The 17,523-nt window shown below is 49.1% G+C and carries 6 protein-coding genes and 8 pseudogenes; 8 read left to right on the forward strand and 6 right to left on the reverse strand.

What is annotated here, in order from left to right; translation table 11 throughout:
• Positions 1–135 precede the first annotated feature (135 nt).
• Complete coding sequence (locus tag KGP25_RS20400; RefSeq protein ID WP_172621922.1) at positions 136–810, reverse strand: EAL domain-containing protein; 675 nt, start codon at positions 808–810, stop codon at positions 136–138.
• A 1,089-nt stretch (positions 811–1,899) separates the two neighbouring features.
• Here KGP25_RS20400 and KGP25_RS20405 point away from each other — a divergent pair.
• Positions 1,900–2,091 carry a transposase gene (locus tag KGP25_RS20405; RefSeq protein ID WP_123060784.1) on the forward strand — a complete coding sequence of 64 codons (192 nt, stop codon included), beginning with the start codon at positions 1,900–1,902 and terminating at the stop codon, positions 2,089–2,091.
• Between the two features lie 85 nt (positions 2,092–2,176).
• On the opposite strand, the pseudogene KGP25_RS20410 reads toward KGP25_RS20405, so the two are convergent.
• Positions 2,177–2,802 (reverse strand): annotated as a pseudogene (locus KGP25_RS20410) (IS630 family transposase); the annotation flags it as partial.
• Positions 2,803–3,268 (reverse strand): annotated as a pseudogene (locus KGP25_RS20415) (transposase); the annotation flags it as partial.
• A 222-nt stretch (positions 3,269–3,490) separates the two neighbouring features.
• Here KGP25_RS20415 and KGP25_RS20420 point away from each other — a divergent pair.
• Positions 3,491–4,203 (forward strand): annotated as a pseudogene (locus KGP25_RS20420) (IS256 family transposase); the annotation flags it as partial.
• Here the strand turns inward: KGP25_RS20420 and KGP25_RS20425 are convergent.
• Positions 4,145–4,326 (reverse strand): annotated as a pseudogene (locus KGP25_RS20425) (hypothetical protein); the annotation flags it as partial. The pseudogenes KGP25_RS20420 and KGP25_RS20425 overlap by 59 nt on opposite strands.
• A gap of 1,814 nt (positions 4,327–6,140) precedes the next feature.
• On the opposite strand from KGP25_RS20425, the pseudogene KGP25_RS20435 reads away from it, so the two are divergent.
• From KGP25_RS20435 to KGP25_RS20460, 5 genes and pseudogenes are all read left to right on the forward strand, one after another.
• Positions 6,141–7,220 (forward strand): annotated as a pseudogene (locus KGP25_RS20435) (IS3 family transposase).
• Between the two features lie 384 nt (positions 7,221–7,604).
• Positions 7,605–7,892, forward strand: a pseudogene (locus KGP25_RS20440) (transposase); the annotation flags it as partial.
• A 98-nt stretch (positions 7,893–7,990) separates the two neighbouring features.
• Entirely contained in the window at positions 7,991–8,224 is a 234-nt protein-coding gene (locus KGP25_RS20445) for a helix-turn-helix domain-containing protein (RefSeq protein WP_123060787.1), read from the forward strand.
• Between the two features lie 18 nt (positions 8,225–8,242).
• Positions 8,243–8,503: a transposase gene (locus KGP25_RS20450; RefSeq protein WP_123060788.1), complete on the forward strand. Its 261-nt coding sequence runs from the start codon at positions 8,243–8,245 to the stop codon at positions 8,501–8,503.
• Positions 8,504–9,597: 1,094 nt separating this feature from the next.
• Positions 9,598–9,816, forward strand: a pseudogene (locus tag KGP25_RS20460) (transposase); the annotation flags it as partial.
• A gap of 938 nt (positions 9,817–10,754) precedes the next feature.
• Here KGP25_RS20460 and KGP25_RS20465 read toward each other — a convergent pair.
• Positions 10,755–11,126, reverse strand: a complete 372-nt coding sequence (locus KGP25_RS20465) for a hypothetical protein (protein ID WP_143345528.1) — start codon at positions 11,124–11,126, stop codon at positions 10,755–10,757.
• A 202-nt stretch (positions 11,127–11,328) separates the two neighbouring features.
• Between KGP25_RS20465 and KGP25_RS20470 the strand changes: the two are divergent.
• Positions 11,329–11,531, forward strand: a pseudogene (locus KGP25_RS20470) (IS6 family transposase); the annotation flags it as partial.
• A 170-nt stretch (positions 11,532–11,701) separates the two neighbouring features.
• On the opposite strand, the gene KGP25_RS20475 reads toward KGP25_RS20470, so the two are convergent.
• A complete protein-coding gene (locus KGP25_RS20475; RefSeq protein ID WP_223539552.1) occupies positions 11,702–17,053 on the reverse strand; it encodes an invasin domain 3-containing protein in 5,352 nt (1,783 codons plus the stop codon).
• Between the last annotated feature and the right edge of the window lie 470 nt (positions 17,054–17,523).

Raw genomic sequence — 17,523 nt, forward strand, 5'->3', positions numbered from 1 at the left:
TATCATCTACTACTTTATAATATCTCATGTCCGTAATTATTGATTCAGGTGAAACGCACATTTTAAACATAAAAGAATAAATATAAAGACACAATAGAAGGCAAATAGTGAATATTAACACAGTCAACCCGCCCCTCATATTACTCTAGACTTCCAAAACCAGCCCTGATACGCTTCAAAGTCATGTTTATAATAAGCTTTCAGTTCGGTAATGTTTTCAACCCCCTCACATATAACATCAATATTTTCCATATGGAGATTGCATATAATCTCATCAATTAATTTTACTCCATATTTAAACTCCAGTATATTCTTTAAGAAAACCCTGTCTATTTTTACAACTTCAAATAATTTTAAGTATTTTTTTTGAATCGTTATATCGCCTCCCCCAAAATCATCTAACCATAGTGGAGCAAACCTTCGTAATTTCATCAAAAACTTCAAATTTTTTTTAAGATCTATTTCCTCACTTATTTCAACCCGAAGGATATTACGTAACATATGAATAGAAGAAAGTAACTCATGGTCTTCCACTAACAATATCAACAGTCTCTCATTCAGATTCAAAGAAATAGGTTTGTTTATATTTTTTTTAAGTATATTGACCTTCCCTATTTGCACATTAAGTACTTTTGCACACATTTCCAAACTGAGTGTATTAAAAAAAACACCAGGGTTAATTATCCCCCCTTCATACTCACTATAAATCTCAGTCAGCAACTCATACCCATAAATATAATTTTCTCTACTGACAATAGGTTCAAGACGAAAAGTAAGGTTGTATACAAACTCGGAAGTTCCTATTTTCATACAATACCCTGTTGCTGTGACCATTCAAAAACTCAATATAAAAAACATTCATAATTCGAAGTAAATTACTGCCCCCCCCTAATCCATTAACTTCATCTTGAATAATGCACATCAATATTTAAGTATTATTGGTTTTTACTATTAAAAATTGTGGTGAGAGTCTATAAAGGTTGGATAACAGTGTTGATGTCGACTTTAATGATCTGTAGGCATATCGAACTCCAAGCCCATTTGAAACTATCCTGGTGGTTTCTCTACTTCGCTTAAAGCCAGATTTTAAGGCGGAATATAAGTTAGTGGGCATTAACATACGGTACAAGTCACTATCACGAATTTTGGCTTCTGGGTATTGAAATGCACCTTAGCAAAGGAGCAACCGGAGGAAAACATTAACACTAACTCTTAATTGATTTGTTCAACTCGAATTATAAATGAAATTCAACCAATTAGAGTCATAAATCAAAAACTTTATGATTGAGCCAAACGATATCATCGTTTTTCAATTGTTCCTCAGTATTTTTAATAACATTAAACCAAACACAAAGGTTTCAGCCATAAATTCAGAAACCTCACTCACCAAGTATTAACCCAGCATTCTATGCTATTTTACTTATAAGTTTAATCTTTGCTAGCACCCAAAACTATCAAATACACAATTTATATGCTATTCTTTTGCACTTTTCGTGCGCTAGACTGCCTTTGTAATTAATTCATCTTCTAGTGTAATCTTATTACATAATCATATTGATATCTATTCAAAATTTTAATTAAATACTTCGTACTGAAACTGCTTTAATATAGCTACCGCACAAGATTATTATCTTGTTCAATTTCAATTTCAATTTCAATTTCAATTTCAATTTCAATTTCAATTTTACATTCACTTACATATCTCAACAAGACCTCAAATACATATTTGTACATATTTATAAACACCTTTATACACATAACATGAATGGGCAGCATCGTCTTTTCAGGGCAACCTTCACGGCTCCCACGCGATGTAGCACCATGAAACACCGTACAGAAGCTGTATGATGTTGTTGAATAAACCGGACACTAAACTTACATCCATAATGGAGGTATTTAATGAACCAGAAAACCAAATATGCAGACGTGTTTAAGAAGGAAGCGGTCGAGCTGGTGATTGAGCAGGGTTATTCGCTCGGGAAAGCCGCATCATCGCTGTGTATAAGTGACAAAACGCTGCCGGTATGGGTACGTAAGTTACGTAACCAGAATTCACGTGGCCGGAGTGATGATAAACGGGCTGAAATTTAGAAATTACTTCGTGAAATCGAAGAGTTAAGAACTTAAGCGGATCACTTACTAAATAGCTGCATCTAATACCGCTCCACTTTTCCTGCCCATGTTTTCCTCCGGGGAACGGGCTGACGGTTTCCATTAAATGGTGAACCTTTCTCAACAACTGCCACATTGTCCGGCACTGATGGTTCCGGGTTATCGTATCGTGCAGGGCCTGCCAGAGTCGCTCAACGTGGTTCACCCACGGCGAGTAAACCGGCTGGAAAATCACTCTGAACTTCGGTTTTTCCTTCAGCCAGCGCTGCGTTTCACGGCTTTTATGAATGATGTAGTTATCCACGATAAGCGTGATGGTTTTGCCCGGTGATACGTGGCTTTAAGGTGTTTCAGCAGGCGGATAAACAGTACCGAACTTTTGCTGCAGCCTCCCACGTAACTGACTTTTCCTGTGCCGCTGTGTAACGCCCCGGCCAGATAATATTTTCCATTCTGCCCCGGTGTGACCACACATTTTTGATGCCCGCGCAGCTGCCAGTCCGCTCCGATTTTGGGATTGAGTTGGTTATCCACTTCATCCTCATAAAAGACCGGGTGCTCTGTGCTGCATTCGTCCAGCGCTTTATGGATGGCGGCCATCTTTTCATCTTTATGTGGATCACGGATACACAGCGTCGGAGCCGCCCTGCGCCATACTATCCCAGCGATGGGCAACCAGCGACGGAGGGTTACCTCCACCAAGCGTTGGTGACGTTTATTACGAGTCTGCTGTGTAAGTCGCTCCGGGCGACGGATATATGGAGCTGGCTGTACCCGTTCTAGTTCAAGTGATTCTTTGGTGATAACTCACCGGCAACAAGATGTATCAGAGGCATATGTCTGTACATCATCAGTTCGAGTGCATCACCAATATTTTCCAACAAGTGCCAGCGATCGGCCACCTGCCTAGCCTGAAGAGCAACTTCACGTGCTGCTATAGCATAGATACCGCCGCGATCGCGAGAGACCACCTGTGTTTCCGGATATTTCCTGAACCAGGCAGATCGCGGCCGGGATGCAGGACGAGGGGACGGTGAGTATCAAGATTGACTATTAACGTGCCGTAACGGTAACCCCGATGCCATGCCCATTAATCGATACCAACATGGGGCGTGCCTGCCGGTTTCGGCTCCGCTGTATTGATCACCCTGTGAAGGTTAGGAAATAACGCGTTCACGTTCCTCCGGAACCATGGTTCATCTTCGCCTGAATAGGCACGTCATCTACAACGACCGACTCAGCCCCTCACGAGGCGTCGTTGCCCGTCTTAGGGCATGGTGTAAATTTGGAAGTATGGTAAGAGCCATCGGCTTATCCGGTAGGATAATGGTTGCAAAGACATTATCTTTAAAAGGAGTCAACCGATGGTGACAACAACATGACATTCAGCAAGACCATGATGCAACACAGCGGCGAGGAATTTCTCCGTGAACTCACTAAATTTATGCTCAACCGTATAATGGAGGCCGAGGTCACACAGCTTATAAACGCAGAGCTGCATGAGCGCAGCGATGAACGAGAGAACTACCGCAACGGCTACCGTGATCCCCATTAGAAAACCCGTCTCGGTATGCTCGACCTGCGAATCCCGAAGTTGCGTGAAGGCACCTACTTCTCATCCTTCCTCGAAGCTTGAAGGCTGTAGGAGAACGCGCTCAACGCGGTTATCTGGGAAGTGTGGATAACGGCGTCTCGACCCGTAAGGTTGACGCGCTGGTCCAGTCGATGGGGATGACCGATATCTCCAGAAGCCAGGTGTCATCCATCTTCCGCAGTATCGATGAACTTATGCAGGCCTTTCTGCAGTGGCCGCTGGAAGAGGAGCGGCCCTACCTGTGGCTGGATGCAACCTAAGTGTAGGTGCGCAAGAACGGGCGGGTGGTTAGCGTCGCGTCAATAATCGCCTGCGCGGTTAACCTAGACGGACGTCGGGATATTATCGGAATGGGCATCGGTGAGACAGAAGCCAAAGTGTTCTGGCTGGCTTTCCTGCTCAACCTTAAAGAGCATGGACTGGAGGGCGTGAAGCTGGTTATCTCCAACTCGCACAGCGGCCTGAAGGCGGCGATACAGCAGGTGTTCTCAGCCAGCGATTGTTGTACCAGTCCCTCCCTGTCAGCATAGCCAGCTCCACTTCCTGCTTGGTTTTCCATCTTTTTTATGTATCACCTCCGCCTTATACAGGCCGTTTATGTTTTCTGCCATTGGGTTGTTATTCACCTATAATATCCATTCTTTTTTGTTTTTATATTTGTATAATTTTACACTACATATACACATAACTTAATTATAATATACCTAACAACATATAAATGGCATGGACCCTAACGTTATGTATGATTTTTTGAGTTGCATATTAAGCGTTCTGCTGTTTGCTGCGGCTTTCTTTTGTTTTAAAAAACATATGAATACAAAAAGAAAACGATATATTGGCGAGATTAGACATGGTGGGGTTGTAAAGTTATTTTCGGTTTTAAAGGATGCTATTCTGCCTTAACAAAATAAGGAGATAATCCTAATTGGCAGCATAGGATTTCTAATAATCATTTAGAATGCTTTTGTGTGATTCTCAACTGAGTATAAGACATAGAACTTTTTGTTCGCCATTATCTACCGCTTGGTTTCATTTAGCAGAGTGTTAAAGAGCGGTGCACTGTATCTTTTTAGGTTGCAGTCCTGCAGAGCCAGTAGTGTTTGATGATGCTGCCAACGAGTATCTATTTATCGACGAGTTTGCAAATAAGCGGCATATCAGCATGTTCTGCGCGTCAATGCGTTATTTGGTTTGGTGCGAGTTTTGAAGCCTTGAGGACGATATTAATGAAAATTGCAAGTGTATTTATTTAACTCCCGGCTTAGGGGCATCAAAACGTAAGTGAGTTAAAAAATGTATTGGTAATTACGGTAGCGAAATCTTAAATGGTTTTTAAGGTTCAGTGCGTAGCGGCAAAACTGAGTAGACCAACAACGGGAGCCTCCCCTAAAAGAATCTCAGGAAATTGAATTTACAATAGATTCAATCATTTAAAGTAAGCCCATGAGAAAATTGTTGTTTTTTATATGCCGCGATATTTTTATTTCTTCACAGGTAATTACTGAGCAGCATGTTTTTCATTGGGTTGATGAAAGTAGGGCACAGTGTCTGGAATAGGCATAGTGTGTCTCAATCAAATTTTCATTCAGGATTGATTTATCATATTAAAGCAGTAGTGTAGGTGGTAATGCTGTTCATTCTCTTATATTGGCGTGGGGTATTTATTTTGATTAATATCATTATCATTACTGAAAATCAGTATTTTGTTTTGGGTTTGATTGAGTGTTTACATAAAGTTTTCAATAAAGATTTCATTAAAATAACCAGAACTAACTTCCAAAACTATCACCAATGTCTCCATGATGAAAGTTCTTTGCCAACGTTTTTTTTAGGCACTTTATTTTTTGTGAAAATATCACCTCTAAGATTTTAAAGGGTGATATTAGCACGTCGAAATTTAAAATTATTGAAATGTCGAAATCAGTTGATGAGTTATGTAGGGAACTGCTTATTGATGAATATAGCCAGACTAACAATCGACTCTCTACATTATCACCAAAAGAACATAGGATTTGTACTTATTTTAAGATGAATTATACTGATAATAAAATCGCACAAAGTTTAAATATAACAAAAACAACACTGAGTTGTCACAGGCGGAATATACTTTCAAAATTAAATTTAAAAAATAAACAACAACTCTATATGTTCTGTAAAACGCTTTGATTTCAGGGCTGTGCTCCTGTAAGGGAAGGTGCGAAAAGTGGAACGCACATTGATCATCGCCCGCATTAAAAATATATTACTTTAAAAGTCTGAAGTATTTGCTCAAAATCTTTTTTTGCTCCATTATTCTCATTTTTCGGGACTTATCTTGATTTTTGGGCGCAGATATTCTGGCCTGCTCCCCGTTGATTAACACACCGCGATATTAGTAATGTCTTCATAAGCAACATGAGGACATCCCCATGAAGAAGCGTTTTCCGACGAACAGATCATCAGTATTCTCCGCGAGGCTTAAGCCGGGGTTTCTGCCCGTGAGCTCTGCCGCAAGCACGCCATTTCCGACGCCACTTTGTACACCTGGCGTAAGAAGTATGGCGTTATGGAGGTGCCCGAGGTTAAGCGCCTGAAATCGCTTGAGGAAGAGAACGCCAGACTCAAGAAGCTGCTTGCCGAAGCAATGCTGGGTAAGGAGGCAATTCAGGTGGCTCTGGGACGAAAGTACTGACGACAGACCAGAATCGAGAAGCCGTGGAGTTGATGTGTGATGCGACCGGTCTGTCGCAACGTCGTGCCTGCAGACTTACAGGTTTGTCTCTGTCAACCTGCCGCTACTAGGCTCAGCGTCCGCGGCTGATGCGAATTTATCATGGTGCATCACTGAGCTGGCACTGGAGCGCAGGCGTTTTGGCTATCGCCGTATCTGGCAGTTACTGCGCCGTGAAGGCCTTCAGCGCGTGTACCGCCTTTATCATCTCTGCGGGCTGGGTGTAAAACGCAGACGACTTCGTAAAGTACTGGCAACGGAACGTCTGCCGCTGCTCCGCCAGGCGGCGCCCAACCTGACCTGGTCGATGGATTTCGTCATGGACGCGCTGGCCACCGGTAGCAGGATCAAGTGCCTGACCTGTGTGGACGACTTCACGAAGGGGTGTCTGACAATTATTACCGCATTCGGGATTTCAGGCGCTAAGGTCACGCGTATTCTGGACAGCATTATACTATTTCGGGGCTATCCGGCGACGATAAGAACGGACCAGGGACCGGAGTGCACTCGCCGCGCACTGGATCAATGGGCCTCTGAAAATGGTTTTGAGTTACGGTTAATCCAGCCGGGTAAACCAACGCAGAACGGATTTATTGAGAGTTTTAACGGACGATTTCACGATGAATGTCTGAATGAGCACTGATTCCGCTATATCGTTCACGTCAGGAAAATCATTAACGACTGGCGGCAGGATTATAACGAGTGTCCGCCACATTCGGCACTGAATTATCAGGCGCCATCAGAGTTTGCAGCACGGTGCGAAATGGAAAATGTGAAGGTAAACAAACCGACATTACTAACTGACAGTTGTATCTATTATTGGGGGGCAGGTAACGTGTTACTTCCGGCGCAAATAAAAACCAAGCAAATACTAGGACAAAAAAAGCCCCTAGGCGGGGCCATCAGACAAATATGATGCTCATGGGCAATATAGGATTTCACATCATTGCATCTGAAAACACAATGTACATATAAGTAAGATACTGGCGCGAGTGGCAACAACTGCTTCACGGCGATTATTTACCACAATTACGAATCACAAATATACCTGTAGTTCGCCCCACCGCTCAGCATTAATTTACCACACAGTGCAAGATTAGCTTACAGAAGGGGATATGGATATGCAAATAAATACAAATTAAGATTTAAAAGTGGACAGCTAATTTAAATCCGCAAGGTTGACGCAAGGTCCATTCGATGAGAATAACCGGTATCCCCCGCAACCAGGTGTCGTCCATCTGCCGCGTTATCCATGAGTGCGTACTGGTGTTTCAGCACCGTCCGCTGGAATGAGAATGGCCCTAAATGTAGCTTTTCGCGGCTTATGTGAATGTATGTAACAATGATCGGATGGTAAGCGTCGTGGTCATAATCGCCTGCGCGGTTAACCCGGACGGAAGACGGGAAATTATCGGAATGGGCATCGGTGAGTCAGAAGCCAAAGCGTTCTGGCTTTCCTTCCTGCTGAACCTTAAATAGTGCGCACTGGAGGCGTGCGTATTACCATGAAGGAGATCGGTGAGTACCCCCCTGTGTCAGCATGGTTGTCGCTTACTTTTTGAAGGAAAATGACTATGCCTGCACATGCTGTACCGATTGATGTGAAAGAAAAGGGAGTGATGTGGCTTTTACTCCTCTATAGCTGGTCTGTCAGACACATTGCACAAAAACTGGCTCTGAGTTCTTCCGTCGTTGCAAAATTGAGACTTGAACTGGTGGCACAAGGCTTATTGCAAAAATATGAAAGCATTTCCTCTGTGGATGGTGATGGATGCACCCCAGAGCGTCGCTTTTCGGTTGTTCTTTAAACAGCGTCATTGTATGAAATGGAACTTACTGATTATTGTCCCCGTCAGGGACTTTTCGTTGAGCAGGTTAGAGAGTGGCAGATTATTTCGATTAAAGCTTATAAAATGAAGCTTACGGAAAATCGTCGTGCAGATAAAGAGTTGCGTGATATCAGAAGCCGATTACGTGAACTGGGAAAAGAGCTGACCCGCAAAGATAAAGCTCTGGCAGAAGCTGCTGCGCTCCGGATGCTGCAGGAAAAGTTCAATGCCCTCTGGGACAACAGCGATGAAGGCTAACCCCACTTCCGGAGCGGCAGAAGATTATTTCTCTTGTCCGTGACGCTGTCGCTCACAGGGCCCGTAAAATCCAGGCCTGCCAGTGTATAGGGTTTTCGATCCGAACGCTTCAACGCTGGATTGATGGTGAAGTGATCAGTGCAGACAGCAGGCCCGATAAGAAAGATCGGGCCCCCAGAAATAAATTATCAAAAGCAGAAAGGCAGCAGATCATGGAACTACACAACTCTCCAGAGTTTGCATCTTTGCCTCCAAATGTGATCGTACCGATGCAGGCAGATAAAGGTGTTTATATTGACTCCGAATCAACATTTTATCGTGTATTACAATCAGCCTGTCAGTTGACCGCGAATGTCAGTACAAGCGGCCTGATGTGCTTAAGGCTGTGGCACTAAACTAGATCTGAAGTTGGGACATCAGTTGTTTACTGTCCTGGGTAAAAGGCCAGCATTTATACCTATATATGATCATGGATATTTATAGCCGTAATGTTATCGCCGCAGAAGTATTCACCAGTGAGACCGGGCAGCCTGCAGCAGAACTGCTACAACGAGCGGTATGGAATAAAAAACGTTCACCCAGTAATCTGGTACTTCATTCCGATAACGAAAGCCCAATGCGCAGCTATATGTTGTTGGCAAAAATATATGCTCTCGGCGTACTGAGTTCTTACTCTCGTCCTCGGATCAACAATGACAATCCGTATTCAGAATCTTTGTTCCGCACACTAAAATATTGCTCCTGGTACCAGAGAACGGCTTTCACACAATAGTGGATGCACGGGCATGGATCAGCCATTTCGCAAACTGGTACAACGTTGAACATAAACACAGGGAGATAAAATACGTCACGCCAGATGAGCTGCATCGGAGCCTGGATAAGAAAATACTGGTTGCCAGAAAATCTGTTTACAGGTTAGCCTACAACACCATCCAGAACGCTGGAGTAAACTACTATGCAACTGCGACCATATTTCGGAGGCTTACCTTAACCAGGATAAAGAGGCGGCATAACGTAATTTTAATACATCAGGCGACAACTCCCTTGTAAAACGCCGTTAGTGGGTGATGTCCGTTCGTGAAAATACGCATGTGAAAAGTGCACATGCAACTTGGCTCGAAGTTTCCGGTCAGATGGAAAAAATCAAACCGGCGGTCACGGTGATGATCGACGAAGCTGAGCGGGACGTTTTGGAATACCTCGGGTTCCTGAAAGCGCACCGGGTGAAAATCCTCTCGACCGACACGCTGGAGCAATTAAACAAAGAAGTGAAACGGCGTGCAGACGCAGTGGTAAAGAAGTTGTATTTGCCGTAACACTGCATGGCGGAGGAGACTTCATCTGAAGTCGCCCCCTGATGGACTTCACCGATCGTTCAATATGGACTATATTACCTTACAGGAATCTATAAATTAGCACAAGCCCACGAAACTACGATATTATCATGACAACTTAGTCACAGTTCTTGTTCACCAAAATTAATTAAATAGATGTGTAAATAAACAAATCAACAATTCTGAGAAGCCATTATAATTTATAAGATGGTTTTGTGGTGTTACTTTTTGCTATTCCCTTGAGGTTTTGGCCCACGCTGGTGGGCTTTTTTCTTTAGTGCGGAAATGCCATACTTAGAGATAATAAAAATTATACATTGATTACTATAAACGGGATAGTTTCATGTACGCATAGCCAGCGCTAGCCTTTATTGCAGGCTTTTCCTGCCTTTATATATTTCCAACCCTTAAGATAATAAAAATTTAGATTATGTGATTGCTAACTTGCTTTACCGTGGTATTATACATGCCGTCCTATCCTGACTTACCATAAATAACAACATGCACTTGCAGAGACTAACGCCCTTAATTTTCTCTTTGAGGCAATCTATTAATTAAATAAAAGGGCAACCTGATACCGTGCATATTCAAAACAACAATGCATAATATTATTCTATTATCTATAACAGGAGTAAGGTATAATTTATCGGTAGTTAACTTAAACAACTGCGCAGAATAGTACATAATTTAAAAGAAACTAAGCTCGGATTATGCATTCTGATCAATCGGCAAACCAACCAAAATCAGCAACTGGACTGAGCGATGCCGATCAGCACCGATACCCCATGTCGAACTACGCCTGATGCAGCAAGCAGTTCATAATGGACGTTCATCCGTTAGTCGCTGGATTAACGGATTTCCAACTCTGCATATTTTATTCCCCACATTACGTTGAAAAAATGGCGGCACTCCACAGATTATTTATCAGCATTGACTTGTAAAAATACACTCCCGGTTTGAATAGTATTTTCAAGCTCTTTTTTCCTAGAATAATACCATCTTAATAGACATTCTTTATCATTACAACTTTTTTCTCTTGCACGCCAGCTTTCTTGACTATATTTTAAAAACACTATTTTATCTTTTGCAGCTTTTTTTGCCAACCAGAATGTTTCAGATAAATTATAATCCAGCTCAGCTAGTCGTTTATCTGAACAAATCAATACTTCATTTTTAGAATGCGCTTTAGTACAATCAAAGCTTGTTTCAAAAAAATCCTGAAATTTATCTTGAGCCAGAGCAGATATACTCATTTGCATGAAAAAAAACATTGTAAAAAACTTAAACATACAAACTCCAAAAGGAATAATTAGAAATTAGTAACTATGGATACATCATACAAATTTGGCAGTAAGCCCATTCAGGGGAGCATGTATTTCTTTCACGTCCTTTCAGTCTTTATATCCTATCTACGAATAGTGGATACTCGACTAAATGCTCTATCGGTTAATCCTTCATCAAGTAACAAACTGTTTTTTATGTTGCCTGTTAATATATTTTAATCGAAATACCTTCAAACGCCTGTACAATCCAGTAGATATTATTACTCAAAGCATACGCTAGTATCTAAATGACTCACTGAGTCTGAATGTTCTCGAAGATATTATGGATGAGCATTGCATGTCATTGACCATTCCACGCTGCACAGTTGGGTTAAACGTTTGGTACCACTACTGGAAAAGGCTTTACGCAGGTATATACTCATTCTGCCGATGCTGAGACTTGTTTAACTTCATTCGAACACGGATTGACATCAAATTTCAATCAACAATTGGAATCTGTTCATCAACTATGAACCGAACTGCACCTTACTTTGTTGGAAGTCCAATTTTTCGGGTGCAGGCCCAAAATATGCAGGTAAATATTATAAATATTTACTACACATAACATAATCTACCGCAACTATAGAACCAGTATACACTATACCTGATCCCATGCTTGCCTCATACCAAGTGGAAACATTTAAAGCTTGTGCAGACCAATACGATCCATTAGTAAAGCCTGAACCCGGATACACCGCTAAAGCCCCCCACTCATTCCAAAGAGCACCTATACCACGGACTCCTGTAGCAATATTACTGTTGTTAACCGTCATATCACTGAGAACAGGCAAATTTAGAGCCCTACCAATGCACCAATCTCTGGCATTATTTCCCGTTAACCGAGTTGCACCATTATTAATAAACCATTTATTAACTGTAAATGTATAAGTCAATGCATCCCCCCCGGCAATTGGTGTTGCCGTAATGGTTACAGGCGATGTGGTACCCTCTGCAGTAAACGTCACTCTACCAGTAGAAGATACCGAAACCCACGACGTATCACTACTTGTCCAGTTATATCCTGCTGCAGCCCCCACTGTATTAATGGTAAATGAGGCATTATTAAAACCAGTTGTCGGGAAACCTGCCGTAGTAGCAAAGGTAAATCCACCTGCGGTGACACCTGTTATCTCTCCAGTCAGGGTGACACCGGCCGGGGCCACCCCGAAGGCCGCACCGCCCAGCGTGGCGCTCACCGCCGCAGCGCCCGCCGTCGTTCCGGTCAGGGTCGCCGTGTAGCTGCCGTCTCCGTTGTCCGTCACCGTGCTGAAGGTCACCCCCCCGAGGGTCGAGGCAAAGGCAACCGCCTGCCCGCTCACCGGGTTGTTCAGCGCGTCGCGCAGCGTCAGGGTCAGCGTGCTCGCCGCCACCCCGTCAGCCACTATGGTCGCCGGCGCCGCGGCCAGCGATGAACGGGCCGCATCCGGCGCGCCCGCCGTCAGGGTGACACCGGCCGGGGCCACCCCGAAGGCCGCACCGCCCAGCGTGGCGCTCACCGCCGCAGCGCCCGCCGTCGTTCCGGTCAGGGTCGCCGTGTAGCTGCCGTCTCCGTTGTCCGTCACCGTGCTGAAGGTCACCCCCCCGAGGGTCGAGGCAAAGGCAACCGCCTGCCCGCTCACCGGGTTGTTCAGCGCGTCGCGCAGCGTCAGGGTCAGCGTGCTCGCCGCCACCCCGTCAGCCGCTATGGTCGCCGGCGCCGCGGCCAGCGATGAACGGGCCGCATCCGGCGCGCCCGCCGTCAGGGTGACACCGGCCGGGGCCACCCCGAAGGCCGCACCGCCCAGCGTGGCGCTCACCGCCGCAGCGCCCGCCGTCGTTCCGGTCAGGGTCGCCGTGTAGCTGCCGTCTCCGTTGTCCGTCACCGTGCTGAAGGTCACCCCCCCGAGGGTCGAGGCAAAGGCAACCGCCTGCCCGCTCACCGGGTTGTTCAGCGCGTCGCGCAGCGTCAGGGTCAGCGTGCTCGCCGCCACCCCGTCAGCCGCTATGGTCGCCGGCGCCGCGGCCAGCGATGAACGGGCCGCATCCGGCGCGCCCGCCGTCAGGGTGACACCGGCCGGGGCCACCCCGAAGGCCGCACCGCCCAGCGTGGCGCTCACCGCCGCAGCGCCCGCCGTCGTTCCGGTCAGGGTCGCCGTGTAGCTGCCGTCTCCGTTGTCCGTCACCGTGCTGAAGGTCACCCCCCCGAGGGTCGAGGCAAAGGCAACCGCCTGCCCGCTCACCGGGTTGTTCAGCGCGTCGCGCAGCGTCAGGGTCAGCGTGCTCGCCGCCACCCCGTCAGCCGCTATGGTCGCCGGCGCCGCGGCCAGCGATGAACGGGCCGCATCCGGCGCGCCCGCCGTCAGGGTGACACCGGCCGGGGCCACCCCGAAGGCCGCACCGCCCAGCGTGGCGCTCACCGCCGCAGCGCCCGCCGTCGTTCCGGTCAGGGTCGCCGTGTAGCTGCCGTCTCCGTTGTCCGTCACCGTGCTGAAGGTCACCCCCCCGAGGGTCGAGGCAAAGGCAACCGCCTGCCCGCTCACCGGGTTGTTCAGCGCGTCGCGCAGCGTCAGGGTCAGCGTGCTCGCCGCCACCCCGTCAGCCGCTATGGTCGCCGGCGCCGCGGCCAGCGATGAACGGGCCGCATCCGGCGCGCCCGCCGTCAGGGTGACACCGGCCGGGGCCACCCCGAAGGCCGCACCGCCCAGCGTGGCGCTCACCGCCGCAGCGCCCGCCGTCGTTCCGGTCAGGGTCGCCGTGTAGCTGCCGTCTCCGTTGTCCGTCACCGTGCTGAAGGTCACCCCCCCGAGGGTCGAGGCAAAGGCAACCGCCTGCCCGCTCACCGGGTTGTTCAGCGCGTCGCGCAGCGTCAGGGTCAGCGTGCTCGCCGCCACCCCGTCAGCCGCTATGGTCGCCGGCGCCGCGGCCAGCGATGAACGGGCCGCATCCGGCGCGCCCGCCGTCAGGGTGACACCGGCCGGGGCCACCCCGAAGGCCGCACCGCCCAGCGTGGCGCTCACCGCCGCAGCGCCCGCCGTCGTTCCGGTCAGGGTCGCCGTGTAGCTGCCGTCTCCGTTGTCCGTCACCGTGCTGAAGGTCACCCCCCCGAGGGTCGAGGCAAAGGCAACCGCCTGCCCGCTCACCGGGTTGTTCAGCGCGTCGCGCAGCGTCAGGGTCAGCGTGCTCGCCGCCACCCCGTCAGCCGCTATGGTCGCCGGCGCCGCGGCCAGCGATGAACGGGCCGCATCCGGCGCGCCCGCCGTCAGGGTGACACCGGCCGGGGCCACCCCGAAGGCCGCACCGCCCAGCGTGGCGCTCACCGCCGCAGCGCCCGCCGTCGTTCCGGTCAGGGTCGCCGTGTAGCTGCCGTCTCCGTTGTCCGTCACCGTGCTGAAGGTCACCCCCCCGAGGGTCGAGGCAAAGGCAACCGCCTGCCCGCTCACCGGGTTGTTCAGCGCGTCGCGCAGCGTCAGGGTCAGCGTGCTCGCCGCCACCCCGTCAGCCGCTATGGTCGCCGGCGCCGCGGCCAGCGATGAACGGGCCGCATCCGGCGCGCCCGCCGTCAGGGTGACACCGGCCGGGGCCACCCCGAAGGCCGCACCGCCCAGCGTGGCGCTCACCGCCGCAGCGCCCGCCGTCGTTCCGGTCAGGGTCGCCGTGTAGCTGCCGTCTCCGTTGTCCGTCACCGTGCTGAAGGTCACCCCCCCGAGGGTCGAGGCAAAGGCAACCGCCTGCCCGCTCACCGGGTTGTTCAGCGCGTCGCGCAGCGTCAGGGTCAGCGTGCTCGCCGCCACCCCGTCAGCCGCTATGGTCGCCGGCGCCGCGGCCAGCGATGAACGGGCCGCATCCGGCGCACCCGCCGTCAGGGTGACACCGGCCGGGGCCACCCCGAAGGCCGCACCGCCCAGCGTGGCGCTCACCGCCGCAGCGCCCGCCGTCGTTCCGGTCAGGGTCGCCGTGTAGCTGCCGTCTCCGTTGTCCGTCACCGTGCTGAAGGTCACCCCCCCGAGGGTCGAGGCAAAGGCAACCGCCTGCCCGCTCACCGGGTTGTTCAGCGCGTCGCGCAGCGTCAGGGTCAGCGTGCTCGCCGCCACCCCGTCAGCCGCTATGGTCGCCGGCGCCGCGGCCAGCGATGAACGGGCCGCATCCGGCGCGCCCGCCGTCACGCTCACGCTGGCATCTGCCGCGATGTTACTGGCTGGTATATTCGCTTTAAGAGTGTTTATGCCGGCAGACGTCATCACAACGCTCGCGGAATAACTTCCGTCTCCGTTGTCTGTCCAGACAATTCCACTGTAATCCTGTCCCGTCAGGGTGTTACTCAGCACGATATCAGAGGATTGCAGGCCTGTTACAGGAGCTGAATCGCGGTTGACAACCTTTAACGTCAGCATGCTGCTCTGCCCGGCTGTTACAGGAGAAGTTGCCAGCAGGGTCATACCGGTAACGGAGGCATTCACCGGTACAAAAGTCACACCGGTTACAAAACTGTTGCCGTTGATGAGCGTTGTACTGAGCGCGTACTGGCCCGCCCTTAAGTGAGTTATATTGAGAGCAACCTGGCCTGAAGCATCCGTTGTTGCCGCAAACCCTCCGCAGTCAGACGAGCCATTGATGGTACATTCATTCTTTCCTGTCGAAGGGGATATAATCACCTTCAGCGCCATTCCGGACACTGGCTTCCCGCTGGCGTCCGTCACCTTAACCACCACCTGATTGGCAGACCGCCCGTCTGCAAGCGCATTATCTGACACAACGCTGAGAGTGGCCTGAACGGAAGACGCCTTCACGGTTATAACCGTCCGGGCTTCCGCTTTGTTGCCTTCCCTGTCGGTCATTACTGCAGTAAGAGTGTAGGTATTTTCTTTTCCCGTTTCAGGCGAATTCCAGGCAGGCAACACCAAGCTGACCTCAAGAGGATTTGCCCCTGTGACAATCTGCCCTCCGGCTGCAATAAAGGCGCCGGCCTCCCACTCAACGCGGGAAACTCCGTACTTTGCCTTCGCCTTTGCGGTAACCGGAATACTCGTCAGCGCCTCCCCCTCAAATGACGGAGGTAATGACAATGAAACAAGCTCCTGCTTGCGGTACTGCATGACAATATTATAGTTACGGTCAACAAGGTCATAACGGCCGCCCTTAAGACTACGCATAATGCTGACATTGTCAGCACTTAACTGCTCAGAAAGCGACAATCCAAACCGCCAGTTAAAATCAATCCTGGCAAACAGGTCAGATGAGTCACCTGAACGGTGACCGGCAGTGACTGTCATTAACGGGAAAGGCGTATAATTTACGGCAGTCGTAAAGGTCTGCGGAGCATCCCGGAGGGAATCAGGAGAGGCAGAGCCTGTTCCGGAAGCTATTCCTTTTCCGAAATATTTTTCGTAGGTAAATTCCCCACCAACCTGCGGATATGCCGGCAGCCAGTACCTGGCCCTCAGGTCATAACCGTTAGCAGGGCGCTCATCATAATCACGCATGGAATCAAGCACCGACTGATGCCAGTCAGTAATTCGGAAATAACGGTTCGCTGAAAGACTGATATAGTCAGTTCTGGCCTCGAGCCCTACACCATAACGGGCATTATTGCCCGTCTGGTCATAATCATAAAAACTGTTAACTCCCAGCATGAATTCCTCTGCCGGGTAATACCGCACGCCCAGACCGCCATTCCAGATTGTTCTGTCTCTGTCACGCCGCACGCCGGCCTGACCATAAATAAGATGCTCCTGAGCATCCACCAGAGGAACCAGTAAATCAGCGCTCCCGCGTTTTTCCGTATCTATCTGAACACGTGCATTGCCTTTTTGCCCAAGCCAGTCACGTATGGCATTATTCATCACCCCATTGGCCATTCCGTTGATACGTCCAAGCGCTGCTGAGCGCGCAGCCCCGGCGCGGTCATCCGCCCCCATAACTCCCCAGACGGACTGAACCCCGCTCAGCAGGGCCTGAGGGGGTTCGGTTTTTTGGGGGGAAGTTTCATTATGTATACTGCCCGGCATTAATGGTGGACTCGCAGGCTCTGAAGAGTCCGTTCCGGCTGAATGAACTGAAATATCAGGGTTGCTGTGGTTGTTGTTTTTGCCGGGAAACGCTGCACCCCGCAAAGGCTCTGAGGATGGCTTAACAACAGACACCTCAGGCGCCGGGAGTGACGATGCCTTTCCGTAAGGTTCAGAGAGCAATGCCTCCGTCTTCCCGTGACCAGCCTCCATCAGATGACTCATCTCCCCGAGCCTTTCCATCCCATCAGGCTGGGAAGCAAATGCAAGCGGGGCAAGAGGGAAAAGAAAACTACTTATGACCCAGTAAAATAAAACAAACAGCCGCGTTTTTTCAAAAACCCTGATGTCAGCAAACACAAACAGCCCCCCGAATATAT

Source organism: Enterobacter sp. JBIWA003 (assembly GCF_019968825.1).
GTDB classification, from domain to species: domain Bacteria; phylum Pseudomonadota; class Gammaproteobacteria; order Enterobacterales; family Enterobacteriaceae; genus Enterobacter; species Enterobacter quasiroggenkampii.